The sequence below is a fragment of the Nostoc sp. ATCC 53789 genome (assembly GCF_009873495.1).
GTDB lineage: Bacteria > Cyanobacteriota > Cyanobacteriia > Cyanobacteriales > Nostocaceae > Nostoc > Nostoc muscorum_A.
The window spans coordinates 6,228,222-6,244,633 of record NZ_CP046703.1 but is presented as its reverse complement, the minus strand read 5'-3'; the positions used below and the strand labels follow the sequence as shown (position 1 = coordinate 6,244,633).

General features: G+C 42.0%; 13 protein-coding genes. 7 read left to right on the top strand and 6 right to left on the bottom strand.

The window, feature by feature from the left end; translation table 11 throughout:
- Positions 1-177, top strand: a complete 177-nt coding sequence (locus GJB62_RS37635; RefSeq protein ID WP_242060640.1) for a hypothetical protein — start codon at positions 1-3, stop codon at positions 175-177.
- A 136-nt stretch (positions 178-313) separates the two neighbouring features.
- On the opposite strand, the gene GJB62_RS25815 is transcribed toward GJB62_RS37635, so the two are convergent.
- The 4 genes from GJB62_RS25815 to GJB62_RS25800 form a co-directional block, all read right to left on the bottom strand.
- Complete coding sequence (locus GJB62_RS25815) at positions 314-979, bottom strand: DUF4082 domain-containing protein (protein WP_159402580.1); 666 nt, start codon at positions 977-979, stop codon at positions 314-316.
- Between the two features lie 563 nt (positions 980-1,542).
- Positions 1,543-1,659 carry a hypothetical protein gene (locus GJB62_RS25810; protein WP_114084935.1) on the bottom strand — a complete coding sequence of 39 codons (117 nt, stop codon included), beginning with the start codon at positions 1,657-1,659 and terminating at the stop codon, positions 1,543-1,545.
- A 147-nt stretch (positions 1,660-1,806) separates the two neighbouring features.
- Positions 1,807-3,387: a peroxidase gene (locus tag GJB62_RS25805; RefSeq protein ID WP_114084894.1), complete on the bottom strand. Its 1,581-nt coding sequence runs from the start codon at positions 3,385-3,387 to the stop codon at positions 1,807-1,809.
- Positions 3,388-3,408: 21 nt separating this feature from the next.
- Positions 3,409-6,009 (bottom strand): family 16 glycoside hydrolase, encoded by a 2,601-nt coding sequence (locus GJB62_RS25800; RefSeq protein WP_114084895.1) that lies wholly within the window; start codon positions 6,007-6,009, stop codon positions 3,409-3,411.
- A 1,038-nt stretch (positions 6,010-7,047) separates the two neighbouring features.
- On the opposite strand from GJB62_RS25800, the gene GJB62_RS25790 reads away from it, so the two are divergent.
- Together GJB62_RS25790 and GJB62_RS25785 are read left to right on the top strand one after the other, a co-directional pair.
- Positions 7,048-8,292, top strand: a complete 1,245-nt coding sequence (locus GJB62_RS25790; protein WP_245246010.1) for a hypothetical protein — start codon at positions 7,048-7,050, stop codon at positions 8,290-8,292.
- 35 nt (positions 8,293-8,327) lie between these two features.
- Positions 8,328-10,805 (top strand): S-layer family protein, encoded by a 2,478-nt coding sequence (locus tag GJB62_RS25785; RefSeq protein WP_114084896.1) that lies wholly within the window; start codon positions 8,328-8,330, stop codon positions 10,803-10,805.
- 43 nt (positions 10,806-10,848) lie between these two features.
- On the opposite strand, the gene GJB62_RS25780 is transcribed toward GJB62_RS25785, so the two are convergent.
- A complete protein-coding gene (locus GJB62_RS25780; RefSeq protein ID WP_181852923.1) occupies positions 10,849-11,205 on the bottom strand; it encodes a hypothetical protein in 357 nt (118 codons plus the stop codon).
- Between the two features lie 334 nt (positions 11,206-11,539).
- On the opposite strand from GJB62_RS25780, the gene GJB62_RS25775 reads away from it, so the two are divergent.
- The gene (locus GJB62_RS25775; protein ID WP_114084897.1) at positions 11,540-12,904 is read left to right on the top strand and encodes a lipid-A-disaccharide synthase-related protein; all 1,365 of its coding nucleotides are present in this window, start codon (positions 11,540-11,542) and stop codon (positions 12,902-12,904) included.
- 57 nt (positions 12,905-12,961) lie between these two features.
- On the opposite strand, the gene GJB62_RS25770 is transcribed toward GJB62_RS25775, so the two are convergent.
- Positions 12,962-13,684, bottom strand: a complete 723-nt coding sequence (locus GJB62_RS25770; protein ID WP_012408175.1) for a response regulator transcription factor — start codon at positions 13,682-13,684, stop codon at positions 12,962-12,964.
- Positions 13,685-14,004: 320 nt separating this feature from the next.
- On the opposite strand from GJB62_RS25770, the gene GJB62_RS37170 reads away from it, so the two are divergent.
- The 3 genes from GJB62_RS37170 to GJB62_RS25760 all read left to right on the top strand — a co-directional run bounded on the left by GJB62_RS37170 (position 14,005) and on the right by GJB62_RS25760 (position 16,389).
- Positions 14,005-14,391, top strand: a complete 387-nt coding sequence (locus tag GJB62_RS37170; protein WP_114084898.1) for a hypothetical protein — start codon at positions 14,005-14,007, stop codon at positions 14,389-14,391.
- A gap of 404 nt (positions 14,392-14,795) precedes the next feature.
- Positions 14,796-14,930 carry a hypothetical protein gene (locus GJB62_RS38070; RefSeq protein ID WP_256874388.1) on the top strand — a complete coding sequence of 45 codons (135 nt, stop codon included), beginning with the start codon at positions 14,796-14,798 and terminating at the stop codon, positions 14,928-14,930.
- A 124-nt stretch (positions 14,931-15,054) separates the two neighbouring features.
- Entirely contained in the window at positions 15,055-16,389 is a 1,335-nt protein-coding gene (locus GJB62_RS25760; RefSeq protein ID WP_114084899.1) for a hybrid sensor histidine kinase/response regulator, read from the top strand.
- Positions 16,390-16,412 lie beyond the last annotated feature (23 nt).

Genomic DNA, 16,412 nt, shown 5'->3' with positions numbered 1-16,412 from the left:
TTGCCAGAACCTCTGGAAGGCGTATTTAACGAGGTACAAAATACCGGACGTAATTTGGAACGTCTGCTGAGAAAGAAAGTTGATGCTCTGTGCGTCCATGTTGCCGCTAAAATCACCAGTCATACTCTACGTCTTTTTCTGCGTCAGCGTTTTGGTATTGATGTCCTTACTCTTTGAACTAAATTGTCTCAATTTGGTAGTAAGCCCCGACTCCATCGAACTACTTACACCCAAGAGTGCGAAGCGCCTCCCCCAGCGCACGCGCAAGGGAGAGGCAAAGAAGCATATAAAGTCCTATTTACTGTCCGTTCGTTTATTCTGTAACTAATTGCTTACGTTTACGAAGAGACGTGATACCGAAAGCACCTAAGCCTAAGATACCAATCATGGAGGCGGGTTCGGGAACAGCTTGGGTAACTACATCAAATTTGAAATTGGGGCCAATCCTACCATTACCTGCTGTCAGGGTTGAAGGAAAACTAAAGCCTTGGGATGAACCATTTCTGGCGCTACCGGTGAGAGTAATTTCTGGAGCCGTATTTACAAATCCGGGAACAGTATAAATATCACTAAATGGACTAGTTATTGCAGCACCAATAACGTATGACATTCCAGCAAGAAGATTGACTGACGTAATATCCTGGTAACGAAAGCTTCCAGTTAGTGGACTGGTGGTTTGGACAGTTGTAGAAGCTAGTAAATTCCCGTCCGATGTCCACAAACCAACTAAGTGGGATTGTGATAGAGGATTCGCAAGAGTTTGATCGTAAAAACCTAATGCAGTAACCGAGAGGTTGTCATTAGCAGTAAATGACCAACCAATTGTTTGATTTGTACCATTAAAAGCTGGGAAGTTAGATCCACCAGCGAAACTCTGTATCGCTTCAGATGCGTATACAGATGGTGCAGAAACTAAAGCTGTTGTCAGGATGAAAGGAGAAGCTATTGATAACTTTTTTAGTACATTTACGATTGTCACGATCTTATTTCTCCGATAAACATTTAACATTCGAGACTCTCCACAGCAATGTAGCCTTTTTATACTAAAATGCCAATAATTTTCAGCAAATTCACGCAACCTTTAAATAAGGGCTAGTTTATTTAGCGCAATGCCTTCGTCAAAAGAAGAAGATATCTGACTTTTCACGGCATATAGAAAAGCTCATTTTAAAGATTTCCTAAGCCCTGATTTTTTCTGTTAGCTCTTTTCATTAACTCAAAGCTATTGAGAATTAGCCCGTGGAAAAAGCCACGCTTTTTCGAGGTTTGAGGGCTTACCGTGAGAAGGTGTAGATCAAGATTCCCTTGCATTGATACCGCGCAACGACCAATTATTTTCTGAAAACGGGGACGCATAATCTGCGACTCGCTCCCATCCCCACTTATAAGCAGTGTCAACTAGAATTTCTTTCCCATTTCGGAACTTAATAAATTCCTGCCCGTGGTCGTAAAATATGTCTGCAACCAGCTGATTACGCTCGTGGTGGTATGCCGATTGTTACATCCTATGGGCCAAGATTAAAAACTGAGGAATTAAAGGCATTAGTTACTGCTTAGAGGCGGCGTAATACGATCAGCATTAGGAATAAAGTCAACAACTATCACTCTTCCATCAGCAACCAGCGCCTTTTTAATTTTTCTCAGTAATTTTTCACACATCACCACATCGAAATGATGTAAACAATTACAAACGGCTTGATTAGTAAAGCTTTTAGCTTTTCTTAGTGCTATTCGAGTAAGGGGGAAAGGGAAAAAGTAGAAACCCTTCACCTTTTGCCTTTCCCCTTTACCCGACTTTTAGAGTCCTTATTTGCTTGGTGAACTACCACTGAGATTTTTTAAAAAACTAATCGAAGGAGAGAAAAAATATTCCCCACCTTTGAGAGTGACAAATTGACCAAATTGATTTTCGTCGGGAATTTCGGGTCTGACTGTAGATTTACCCCACTGTGATGGCCAATTTTTTGGGGGTTTAGGAGCTTCATTAATCACTGGATCGGCTTGCTCACCCAGTTTTTGACCGATAACCGCGTCTAATCCCGTTTTATCATAGTTTGGATTTGTGCCACCAGAAATACCAGGTTCAAGGAAGTTGGGATTATTACACCAAAAACGCTGAATAAACTCAAACTGCTCCCAGATATCTGATTGGTAGCACATGAAAAGTAATCCAACTCCATTGGTGGGAAGATCATCTAAATTATCAGAACTGCTGAGAGGTCCTCCATAGGTAATACCACGTCGAGCAATTCTGTGTCCTAGTTCTTCCTCCTTCGACTTAGCAAAAGGACCATCTGCTTTCACAGATTCCAATCGGGGATTACTTTTACGGATATGGGCATGAAAAGGACAAGTCAAACCCAACTTATCACCTTGATAATTGAAATCGTTGGGGATAGCGGGTTTGTTTGTGTTCGCCCAAGCACCGTCACCAGGTTGCAGGACAATAGGTGAACCATCCTCGTAACGTCCCACCGCCATCGCTCCTGCTAATTCTCTTGGCAGTCCTAAGCTTTCTCCTAACTTAGCTTCAGCAGTTTTGAAACCTTGCACATTCTGTTCGAGTTTGCGAAAAACTAAGAAACTGCCAAAACTAACGTCTGCCGTCTTGCCATTTGGGTCGGGAATTAAAACCAACTTTAAAGGAGCAGCTGGTTCCCAGAAACGAGTTCCTTTTAGGCTTTTCTCTCGTTCGTACTGTTTTTTAAGAAAGATAGGTTGACTAACACCATCAGCATAACCAAAGTGTTCGACAACTACACCGAACTCATTACTAGGGTTAGTCGTATCGGCAGTATCAAATTTGCGTCGTAAGGTAAGCCCACGCTCGATGGTTCTGACTGTGGCGATATCTTTGAGTTGTTCAAGAATTTTAATTTCCTGAGCGATTAATTCCGCCGGATCATCGTTAGCAAGGAGCAAAACTGCATCAATTGAGTTTTGAAATTCACTTTCCCAGTTACTCGTAGGCGGATCAAGAAGAACTGAGGCACGATTTTTCATTCCTTCTTGAAAAGAATTGGCGTAAAATGGAGCTGTTCGTTTTTGTGGGTTTGCTCCTGTAGGTATTTTGTTTACTGGGATGCCGAGACGAGCATAACCACTAGTACTCAAAGCAAAATGGGTGAATAAACCCGCATCAACTTTCTCTCGTTTATAGCGTTCTGTTCCATCCAATTGGGCTTTAGCTGAAGTAACGTCTAATCTAGCAATCCACTTTTTGACGTTTTCGATCTGATTGGGTTTATCGAAGGCGATAAAAATATGGGCAGCATGATCTCGTCCATGCCCGTTAAGGATGTTTCCTTGTAAGTCCTTGAGAACATCTGCAATTTTGGGATTATCTTGATCAATTGGCCCTGAATTGGTCGTTAAATCTAATGGCATAGTTATTATATTCTCCGTGTTTTACAATTCTTTAATGCGGATATTGCGGAACTGAACAATTTCGGTGTGGCATTGTAGGGCTATATAACCTTCCCTCTGCTTTGGTGCAGCAATAGTAGTGTTAGATACTTTCTCACCATTAAGAACTACGACAATCGAATCGCCTTGAACAGTAATCTCGTAAACATTCCAAGGCCCATCAGCTGTAAATCTGGGACGGATTACCTTACTCATACCCTGTGCTGCGGGAGCAAGAGTATAAATTGCGCCTGTCTTCTCACGGAATCCCCCAAATATTGATTGAGGATTTCTATCATCTCGATAATTCTTCCCAGTTTCATCGATTTGAATTTCTGTACAAGCTTCATAGAAAGAGTTGTCAAGGGATTTTCCTGTAGGATCTGGGATACGTAAAAATATTCCAGAGTTCGCACGTATAGAAAAGGCTTTCCACTCTAGACGCAGAACAAAATCTTTGAATTGCTTCGGTTGATAATAGAGCAACCCTAAAACACTATCTGCGCCAGCTTTCCCTGCTTCAATAATAGGAGGCTGCCCTAAAGGCTGTAAGGGTGTAAAGTTGGCAGCCCCAACAGAACGCCATACACCAGGAAAATTACCGTTGAAGAGAGATTGAAAGTCACCATCTTTGTCTTCAAAAGGCTTTTCTTCTTGATATCGCTCAGTAATACCTAAAGCTACTTTACGAGCCAGCGCTAACCCTGTCGGCACAGGATTCGCGGAGCCTGCTGTCGGGAACAAGGACTGATCGGCACAATAAGCATTGGCAACATGATGAAAGCGTCCATGCACATCAGTTACAGATGTCTCTGGATTTTCCCCCATCCAAAGAGTACCGCACTCGTGATAAGTAGTTCCTAAGCCGTCTTCAACAGCATCAACAAGTACGATATTGGGATTAGCGTTAGGTTCACCCTGTTTTTTGCCAGCTTCTTCAACGGTAACATTGGCTAACCGAGCAATGAATTGGAAAGCTGCTGCCCTCTGTGCATTACGAAGTTTCAATACCTCGTCCGTTTCCACAAGTTGAACATAGCCTTCTGGGTTGCCAAAACGGTCTTTAGCTGAGGGGCTGGTATCCATCCAACTAGTGTTGGCACTACGTACCCCGCTATATTCTACTGGCGCTTCTTTGTCGCCGAAATCTTCCCCACAAGTTCTTATCCCTACGGTGATCCATTCATTGGCATCTGGCTCACCTTTTAGCTGTTGGGCTTTCTCAAGTAGGTCATCGCGATCGGGTATCATCTGATAAAGAGAGTACTCGGCGTTATTGCCAGCATTGGGTGCTGCGTAAAATTGGAAATGAAAGCGTCCAGTGAGGTTATTGGAGTTTAAATCTGTTGCTGTACCCTCAATCTGTAAAGCTGCCTGCTGTAAAACTTTATCTTTGAAGATATCTTTTAACAATCCTTCTTCTTCTAAGATAGGTAAACTTTCGAGGTGGGTGCGGCGTATCTTCCAAAGATAATTACCTCGGATATGAACCATCAGGTTAGCTCCCATACGTTCTTTTGTAAGTAACGCTGGGCGAGGGAAAGAGTTTCTGGCTATGCGGGTTGAATTGACACAATTAGCGGCTAAAACTACCATCCCTTGCTCAGGAACTGTAATGTTTTGAACTATCTCGCCTGCACCAACTGGGTCATTAACAGCAACTCTTATGCCTCGGACAACTCCCTCTTGTGTTTCTAAATTTAGGACAGTAACGTTTGGTACTAAAAATAGATAGCGATTTTGATCATTATTGTTTGACCTTCCTACATCCTCCCGAATCGCACTCAACAGACCAGGTAGACTGCTATATTTATCTGGACTAAACAATCCGGATAATTCAGATTCAACTTTGACTGCGATCGGTGGTTGAAGCACACGATCAATTGAATAACTATCTACTGGGATGTTGAATGGAGTTAATTTACGAGAGCGTTTGAGTAAAGCTTCGTAAAGTCCGCCATAGATAAAGTCCTCTTCTTTGCCACGCCGATCAATATCGTAATCTGCGCCAATTTCTTGAGTGATAAAATCATAGCCCTGTTCGCTCTTCAAGAATGCAGAGACTGAGTTTGGCCACTGAACCAAATCAGCAGTAGTCAAGGAAGGAGACCAACCACCCCAAAAAAGACCTTTCCCACCAACACAACGATGATGAGGTCGGAATTTTCCGGCAAAATCGCGTCCAAATGGAACTCCTTGTCCCTCTGATGTACCATTTGCGTTAATGATTCGATATTGTCCTTCAGGTAGAAGACTGGCAAGAGGTAATTCATAAAGTCCTCCTAATCCCAAAGGTAGGTTTTGGAAATGTTCGTGAATCAAAAATGGGCCTTCTTGAAGAACTAAAATTTTAGGGCGAGGACGACCAGACCCAAAATTCTTTGTTTTGTTATATATATCGGTTGCAAAATATGCGCCATACATTCCCGATCCAACTACAATAACGTCAAAGCCACCTGGTACGGCTGCTAAAGCTTCATCTAGGGTATTGCAAACAAACCTGGAAAGGGCATCACGATTGAATGATGTATCCTGAATACCACCTGGTGCTATTACAGGTTCACCTGATGGATTAAGGAATTTAGCTAATTTTTGTAATGGCATATTGATTATTAGATTGACAACTTGAAATCTATGAAAGCAGTCTTTATGAGAAAACCTACGATGTTATCTACCTCCATTTTTTGATTCTGAGTAACACAATAGACACGTTTGTTGGAATAAATTTTGAGCCTGATTTCATATTGAAATATATCCAAGGGATGAGAATCTACGTTCAATACGTCAAGTCGCTTTGCTTGAATTAAAGACTCAAAAGTAGGGTTCCCCTTAACTGTCTTATCTGCTGATTTTTAGCTATTTATGCAGATTTTAGAAAAATCATCGATTTGTTTTTTGACACAATTTATGTGTTATGGAAGGCTTGTTTGCATGAATCGAAAAAAGATACACCAATACTTGATTGGAGCGGTATATTAGTCTGCTATTTTGTAGATGCCCGGCTTACCTAACTGCATCATGCAGTTAAGCTTCAATTTCACAATGAACTGAATATAATTCCTTTGCCTGACTCATCTTCGGTTCTTATAAAACACAAGATATATAAAAGCGTTTCTTTTTTTTCATCCATAACACTGAAGTTCCCCTATTAATAAAGAGAAGGGTTTGATGAATCGTACTATTTACAATCTTTATAAAGCTACAAATCCACAAATATAGATTCCAGAAAATACTACCACCTTTTTAGCTAGATATTTGATGGTTTTATACTCTGTAAAAATAAAAATAACTTCTGTTGAAATAGACAATTTTACTAATTAGGAAAATCCTTATTTTATCTAAGGATTTTCCTTAGTCTCATATTCACTTTTTTGATTAATGCGTTTTTTAGTAGTATCAAAAGCTTCTATCTACCCAAGTGCTGCATAGCGTAAAACATCATAAATATTCAGTCGTTTCATCAGTTGCAATCGGTGTACTTTGGCTGTTTTAGGACTGATGTTTAATAAGTCTGCAATCTCTTTTGTAGAAAGCCTTTCTTTGATACCCTACCAGAGTCACTCAAAGACAAGATTACTAAACCTTCTCAGACTCGTTCGCTACTCCGACTGGTTAAAACTCCCGATAAGTTAGAGCAAGCTGTTGCGATGGCGTGTAGGCATCGCAGCCAAAGAAAAACCCTTCCCTACTGCCGCCGATTTTGCCAAAGCAGTACAACAGGTTGCACCAACAACTAAACGCGCCGCAAAAAGCGAAAACCCTAAAACGCAACTGTGTAATTCTGTTACTGTCTCATCACAATCGCACCCTCGTTATGGGGATTCGGGAGTGATTGAAGCAGATGCACCAAATCGCTGGCAACAGATTGTTACCTTTGCTGATGGTGAGAGGCTGCTGATTAACAATGGGGATCTAGATGCCCCCAGTGTTCCATTCCCCAGAGAGCGGAACTATCCACCAGAATATACCGAAGCGATCGCAGGACTTAAGGAACAACACCAGCAGGAGTTAGAGCGCTTACAGCAGGAATTGAGGATTGGATTACAGTCAGAAGCCACAACCAGAGCCGAAGAACAAGTAAGTGAGCAAATCCAGTCTCTGCAAAACCTGTACAAGCAGCAGAAAGAGCAAAATATTCAGTTACAGCAGCGTTTGGATGAAATGGAGGGATTACGAAAACTGGAGATTGAAAACCAACAACTCCAGCAGCGCATTCAGGAATTAGAACGTGCTGTACAACAGCATCCGGTTCAACAGTGGGTGAATACCATGACCCAGCAAGCGACTAAAGCGTTGAACAAGCAAGTCAAGCTTGCCTTGGAGAAAACTATTGATTTGCGATCCCCTACGCCATCGCTAGCCCAGGAACCACCAAAGGAAAATGCCCAAGCATGTCTGCGGCTCATGGGCATGGCTTTGAAAAACTTAGCCAGTGCCATGAACAATACTCAGGCATTGGAGGCAGCAGCCCTAATTTTAGGTAGTGACCCGACACCAACTGCGATGGTCGAAGACCCGCCTTCGGCGATCGCATATCGAGCCGAGCAATTAGAAATGCTGCCCCAGGCAGTTAGCGACATTCGGCAAGTACTTGCAAAACCTGGATGTACGTGGCAAGACTTTTGGGCAGTGGCGCAAGAGTATGAGGTGATTAAACAAGATTATTTGGTGGAATTGACCATCCAGGAGACTGATTTAATTACCGTACTTCAAACGGCATCTACTGAACCTCCCATAATCGGGCTTGGTTCTATTGTTTCTCATGCTGACCCTTACCGCACTTTGTATGTTGCCAGAGGAGAAGTGATTCAGGATTTGGGAGATGAGGTAATCGTTGCATGGGATCACTTAAAACTGTTGATGGTGTTCAAACACAATACTGTTTAGGGAACCCTATATATATTATTAATAGAAAGTGAGCGATGAAAGCACCTTTTGTTTGCTGGGATTTGATTAATTTAATGCTGACAGGTGGGATGCTCCTTTGGTGTACCTCTGTGAGTGCCCAGCTAACTCCCGATGGCACCCTCAATACTACTGTCTCCCAAAGCGGTAATAACTTCACCATTACTAATGGTAGTGCCGCCAACAGTAACTTATTTCACAGTTTCCAGCAGTTTTCGGTTCCCACTGGCGGTTCGGCTACTTTTGATTTAGTAAACACGCCCAACATTTCTACCATCTTCAGCCGTGTTACTGGCGGTAATATCTCTAGTATTGATGGCTTGATTCAGAAGATTAACGGCAACAATCCCGTCAGTCTGTTCTTGATCAACCCTAGTGGGATAATCTTTAGAGCCAATGCCCAACTAAACATTGGGGGTTCATTTATTGGCAGCACTGCCAACAGTATTAAATTTGCCGATGGTGCTGAGTTTAGTGTAATTAATTCTGAATCTGCCCCGTTGTTGAGTATCAATGTTCCCATTGGGTTGCAACTGGGTAACAATCCCGCATCAATCACTGTTCAAGGTACAGGACATACCTTGAGGAATGTCAGTGGACTGGCTCTGGTTCCCCCGATTCAGACTCCCAGTTCTACAAAACTGCGGGTAGAGCCGGGAAACACCCTAGCTTTAGTGGGTGGCGACATACATCTAAATGGGGCAAACTTAATCGCTGAAAGAGGACGAGTTGAATTGGGTAGTGTAATCGGTACAGCATTGGTAAAGCTGATACCAACCGCACAGGGCTATACACTGGGATATGGGAATGTACAAAGCTTTGGCGATATTCAACTGGCACAGCGATCGCTATTAGATATCAGCGGCGTGAATGCAGGTTCGGTTCAAATTCAGGGTAGGCAAATTCAATTCACCGATGGCTCTCTGGTACTGGCGCAAAATTTTGGCAATCTCCCCGGTGGTGACATTCGTCTTCAGGCTACAGAGTCAATTAATATGATTGCTAAAACAGCTGATGGCACAATTCGGAGCGGAGTGCGTAGTGATGCTTTGGGTATGGGAGCTAGTGGGAATATCAGCGTTCTTACTCCCAACTTCACTATCAAATCGGGAGCGGGTTTGAATAGCACAACTCTTGGAGCAGCTCCCAGTGGCAATATTTACATTGATGCAACCACCATTGAACTGTCTGGCTTTTCACCCAATAATCCTGCTGATGTCACCACGGTAAACACTACTACACTAGGCACTGGGAATGCTGGTGATGTTTTCGTCAATGGTAATAGTCTACTAGTATCAAGCGGTGCCTCACTATCTTCGGCTACCTTTGGCAGTGGTTTTAGCGGGAAAGTGACGATTCGTAACACCAACACTACCGTGATGGGAGAAAGTCCCTCTGGACTTTACAGCAACATTAGCTCAACTACATTTGCAACCGGAAGTGCCAAAACCTTGACCCTAGATACTGCGAAATTGCAAATTTTGGATGGAGGAGCAGTTGCCACTACCGCATTTTTTGCAGGGAATGGAGGAGATTTGAGGATCAATGCTACTGAAGCGATCATCATCAGTGGTCAAGGTCGGGCAACTAATAGCAGCATTAACGCCTCTACCATCCGACCCGATCCTTTATTGCGGAAACGATTTGGTCTACCAAATATATTAACAGCGAATGCCGGCACTGTGAGCATTACCACACCGAACTTAACGCTGATGGATGGCGGGACAGTCAGTGTCACCAGTCAAGGTAGTGGAAATGGTGGCAATATTAATATTAGTGCAGCCAGCATCCAATTAAAGAATCAAGGGTTTATTCAAGCACAAACAGAATCCGGTAATGGTGGCAATATTAAATTGTCCACCAAAAACCTGTTGCTTCTGCAAGACAATAGCCAGATAACCTCAACAGCTGGCGGTTCAGGGAATGGAGGTAATATAAACATCAATGCACCCATCATCGTCGGCTTCAAAAACAGCGACATTATTGCCAATGCAGTCCGAGGCAGAGGTGGTAATATTCAAGTCACCACTCAAGGCATCTTTGGGCTGAAGTTTGGCAACCAACTCACTCCTGATAGTGATATTACTGCCAGTTCCCAATTTGGGGTAAGTGGCACGGTTCAAGTTAATACTATCGGTATCGATCCAAATTCTGGTTTAGTCGAATTGCCTGCAAATGTCACCGATCCATCTCAGCAAATTGCTACAGGCTGCGCGGATAGTGAAGGCAGCCGCTTTGTGGCAACGGGACGAGGTGGTGTGCCGCAAAATCCCCTTCAGCAGGTAACGAGCGATCACACTTGGTCTGATATCCGCAATCTGACTGCATACCGCAAAACAGGCGAAGTGATAGCTCAAATACCCACAAAAGAGGTAGTTCTTGTCCAGGCTACAGGTTGGCGACGTAACACACAAGGAAAAATTGAGTTAATTGCAGATAAATCTCCTACTCAGGTGCAACAACCATTAACCTGTGCTGCTGTTCCTAAAAATTAATGATGTTATAAATAATGCCCTGAATGGGAACTCTAACTTTAAATCAGTAAAGTAAGTCTTTGGTGATGAGAGTCGTACCCTTCAGTGCTGAGATTTCAGACACAGATGTCCCTGTGGTGTTATCGACCGTATTACCGATCGCCTGCAATTGCACTGGAACCGTTTTTTGTGTCACCATTGCCACAGTTACAGGTGTCACTTGCTGTTTATTACGTCCAGATTTTTCAGTTTTGTCTAACTTGGCTGCACTTGTATGGATACCAAAAAAAACCAACCCAGTCAGCAACAGCACGCCCAAAATTACCCAAGTAATCTTTTTCTTTTTTGGCGATCGCGGTAACTTCGGCTCTATACTGTTCTCGTTTTCAGTCAAACTTTCATTAGCAATTTCATGGTTCATCAGAACCCAGGGTTAGCGCGTCTCAAACCCTATTGACAGGGGGATTATGGCAGAGGTAGTGAGTTTGAGAGAGCCGCAGCCAACACAGAAAGCATATAGCGATCATTCATAGCTGCTCGTCGTGATTTTTGGCGAATACTGCGACAAAAATTAGATTAAAAGACTTGATTAAAAAGCTTTTTCAATAATTTTAAACAACACATCCTTTGAGAATTTGGCATTAGTTGTAGGAAAGCAAAGAAATAGCGATAATACTAACTTCCAGCTCATTTGCCGATTTCCCCTATTTACACCTCTTACCCAAACGACAGTTAATTTTGATATTTTGTTTCTTATGAGTAATTCATCCCGCTTATCTGTAGCTTCTAACTCCCAACCTGCAACTTCTCCTTTACGATTACTTGTATTAAGTAATGGTCATGGGGAAGATGTGATTGCAGTTCGGATTTTGCAAGAACTCCAACAACAATCAAACCCACCAGAGATATTTGCTTTACCTCTGGTGGGTGAAGGAAATGCTTACCAACAGTTGGATATCCCTCTTATCGGTTCAGTCCGCACTATGCCTTCTGGTGGCTTTATTTATATGGATGGCCGCCAGTTGGCGCGGGATGTACGCGGTGGTTTATTGCAACTTACCCTCAGCCAGATTAAAGCTGTCCGCCGATGGGTGAGTTCTCAAAAAAAATTAGGTAATAAAAGAGCGATTTTAGCTGTGGGAGATATTGTCCCCCTGTTGTTTGCAACTTTTAGTGGCGCTAATTATGCCTTTGTGGGTACGGCGAAATCTGAATATTATGTGCGCGATGAAGCTGGATTATTACCACGGAAATCCAAAGACGCGCGTTGGGAAAACTTTTCTGGTTCAGTCTACCATCCTTGGGAACGTTGGTTAATGAGTCGTCGCCGTTGTAAGGCAGTGTTTCCTAGAGATGTGCTGACGACGGAAACATTAAAACAATGGCCAATTCCCGCTTTTAATTTGGGTAATCCGATGATGGATGGTCTGCAACCGACCTTTTCACGCCAACAATTTTATAGTCGGGATAGTCACCAGCAAGAAACGGTTAGACCTTTAATGGTGACTCTTCTTCCTGGTTCCCGTCCGCCAGAGGCATACACCAACTGGGAAAAAATTATGATTGCTGTATCTGCGCTGATGGCAAGTTTTCAGGAGCGAGATTCGGTGTTTTACACTTCTGGCACAGTGATATTTTTAGGTGCGATCGCACCTGGTTTAGACTCTAATATTTTATCCCAAAGCGTGCAATCCCAAGGCTGGCGGGCGGAATCAGTATGTCCTATCCAACTTCCTGATCCAAATGTATTGACATTCAAACAAAGAAATGCTTATCTTTTGCTGACTCAACAATCCTATAATGACTGCTTGCATTTGGGAGATTTTGCGATCGCAATGGCAGGTACAGCCACAGAACAGTTTATCGGTTTAGGGAAACCTGCGATCGCTATTCCCGGCAATGGTCCCCAATATAACCCTGCCTTTGCTGAAGCTCAAAGTCGTCTTTTAGGCTCATCTTTGATTTTAATTGAGCAACCAGCTAAAGTGGCCGAGATCGTCCAGTCTCTATTCAAAGATCCTGATATTTTGCAAATTATTGCCGAAAATGGACTGCGGCGTATGGGCAAACCAGGGGCCGCACTACGCATTGCAGAATGTTTACAGGAACGATTGAGTTGATGGGAATTGGGCATTGGTTATTAATTCATCTCCCTGATCTCCCTCGTTTCCAGTTCCTTATGCTACTAACCCAGAACGTAAGGCCCTGACGGCAGCTTGGGTACGATCATCAGCACATAATTTATTTAGAATATTACGAACATGAGTCTTTACAGTACCAACTGTAATATAGAGTTTCTCGGCAATTTGCCCATTGCTACACCCAGCTACAATCAATTCTAAGATTTCCAATTCCCGTTGAGTCAGGGGATATGTTTCTAAAACTTGCTCGTATTCTGACGCTAGCGCCTCAATTTTTACAGTCTTCGGCTTATCAGAATTTTGGCTTTCTCCAGGAATGCCTTGGCGCATTTTCCGCAATACCACATTGGCAATTGCCGGATCAATCCAAGAGTTACCGCCGTGAGTTGCTTGAATCGCCTCAGTTAATTTACTGATGCTTGTTTCTTTCATGTAATAAGAATCAGCACCTGCTGCAAAAGCTGCAAGTACAGCATCTTCAGTGTGATCCATTGTTAGGATCAGAATTTTCGTTGTTGTCTGACCAGTTTCAGCTTGATGGCGTTTGAATTTACGGGTGAGTTCAATGCCATCCATGTCAGGTAAACCGATGTCTACAACAGCTACATCTGGCTTTGCCGTTTCCAAAAGTTTTAGTCCTTGAGTCGCATTTGCTGCTTCGCCTATTACTTTCAAGGCGCTGTGAGACTGTAATGCCGCTCTTAGCCCCATTCGTGTTAAGTCATGATCTTCAATTAAAATAATGCTAATTTCATTCATCGCTATACCCGCTCTTACGCTGTTTGCATCTTTCAAAGTATTACCTTTCGTTTAGCGCTTTCTCTTATTTCCCCAAACCAAAGATAGATGATATTTTAACCAGTCTGCATCCATCGCTAGAAATAATAAATTTTCTCTTTTTTTATATTTAGATAGAGGACATATCTAGCTGGAGATATATAGATACTTGCACAAAAAGTATGAAATATTGAGATGAATGCCAAATTGCTCTCTTTTGCTCAGAATTCAGCTTTTAGTTGCCATCTTCCATTAGTTATTTCCTATTATCTTGTACAAAGCTTTGAACAAAGCTTATAAAAATGGACGAAGTTCTGACTTTTAACAGGATCTGGAAAACCTCACTTCCATTCTTTTTTCCTTATAGGAAAGAGGTTTTAAATTCTCCCCCAACCCTACAAGGTTTGAGGACTTGGGGTTTAGGTTTCGCCTCTTGTTTTCCCTATCACGTGAAAAGTCAGGCTCAATGGTGGACAATCTCAAAAGGAATTCAACTACAACTGCATGGGGTAATTACTCGTGCATCCAGATGGTGGGCGACTTATGGCTCAAAAGTTAAACCCTTCGGCAGTCAAAGTGGGCAAGTAATCTTTTTAATGCCAAAAGGCTTAGAAAGACTTGGTATTCTTCCTAAAGTTTGCGAGGAGGTTTTGGGAATTTTCCAAACTGTGAAAGTTTGCGATCGTTAAGAAAATTGTTGAAATTGCAGGAGGTAGGATTACTTGTGATTCACAAATAGGTATAGGAAGCACTTTCTTATTTACCTGGTCTAACCAAATCTAATGGTTAAAACTGCTCAAGCTTATGGTACACGATAATGGTATGCAACTCTCACCAATGGCTGACGACGGTCGCTTGCTCACTCATTTACAATTGGTTTAAGCTTAGTAAAGTATTTTATTTTACTTTATATCAGTTCTGTCTGTTGTGCCTAGAGCAATAGTTTTCGATTTGTTAATTGCTAGTTTTTTGAAAGCCATTGGTCGTTTGCTAGGAGTTTAATTTCAATAGTCTGGCAAACTAAACAGATTAAAAATACAACAGACTAAATTTAACCCAACAATTAGCTTTAAAAGCAACTCCTGTAATTGTAATGACAACCTCAAATCAAGATCAACACCGAGTGAAAGCTGATGACTTAAATCTAGCCAGACATATCCTCAAGCCTTTCATCTTGCCTAATGTCAAGATGATGGCAACGCAAAACAAGTATTGGATATTGTGCTAAACGCCTTAGTTAATCAAGTTACAGATTTTAAATCTCCGAAAATCTTATATTTTTTTTTAATTGGATAATCTCAAAAGAGAAATGTTATACATCAACCTATGTTTGGCGGCAAAAATTAAAAACGATGGAAGAGACGCTGAAAATTTTGGTTGTAGACGATGACGAAGTAGACAGGATGGTAGTCTGTCAGGGCCTGACGATGGCAGGTATTCAGATGGAACTGTCTGAAGTCGGCAATGGCAATGATGCGTTTTCTGCCTTAAGCATTACTGCTTATGATTGTGTTTTCCTCGACTATGATTTACCAAACCAGGATGGACTAACCTTGATTCAACGGCTACGTTTTTCGGAAATTCAAGTTCCTATAGTAGTCTTGACTGGTCAAAAAGATGAACAAATGTCTGTTCAATTAATTAAAGCTGGTGCTACAGACTATCTCTCTAAGTCTAGGATATCATCAGAAAACTTGGCACAGGTTTTGCGGAGTGCGATTCGGATTTATCGGGCTGAAATGCAGGCAGCTTTGGCAAAAGAGCAGCTTAGAGAAAGTAATGAAAAACTCATTCGTAAGAACCAAGAATTGGAGAGACAACAAGAACAGATTAAAATACAAAACTTTAAGCTGTTGGAGGCATCACGGTTAAAATCACATTTTTTGGCCACTATGTCTCACGAACTCAGAACGCCGATGAATGCGATTATTGGTTTTTCGCAAATACTGCTGCGTCCTAAGTTCGGTCAACTAACTAACCAGCAAGCAGATATGATCGAGCGCATCTTAAATAATGGGAAGCATTTACTGATGCTACTCAATGAAGTTCTTGACTTTTCGAAGCTGGAGATAGGACGATTAGACTTAAAGGCGGAAATATTTGATGTATCAAAGGTCATAAATCTCGCTGTAGGTGAAATGCGTTCACTCGCTGATGCTAAAAAGCTGTCATTGTTACTGCAAACAGATTTGCAAAATCCTTTTATATTTAACGATCCTATTCGGATCAGACAAATTTTAACTAACCTACTCTCCAATGCGATTAAGTTCACAGAGTCTGGTGAGATTTTGGTTGAGGTTAAGGAACTACCTACAAATCAAGTAGTAATTATTGTTCGGGATACAGGTATTGGTATAGCATCCAGAGATTTTAAACGTATCTTTGAAGCATTTCGCCAAGTCGATCAAACTATCACTCGCAAATATCCAGGGACTGGTCTGGGTTTGGCAATTGTAGATTCATTGGTGCGAATGATGGGCGGCAAAATTTTTCTGGAGAGCAAATTGGGCATTGGTTCAATGTTTAAAATTGAATTGCCGCGTCAAATCACATTACAAAATATGGCAGATGATCCTCCTAATTTACAATTAGACAGCGACGGAATTTTTGGTAGAGCAAAAAATCCCCATCAGTCATCTTCTCAAGCTAGGCAAGCACCGATAGGATATCCTAAATTTAAACTATAAATTACTTCCAAAAAACTGAGAAA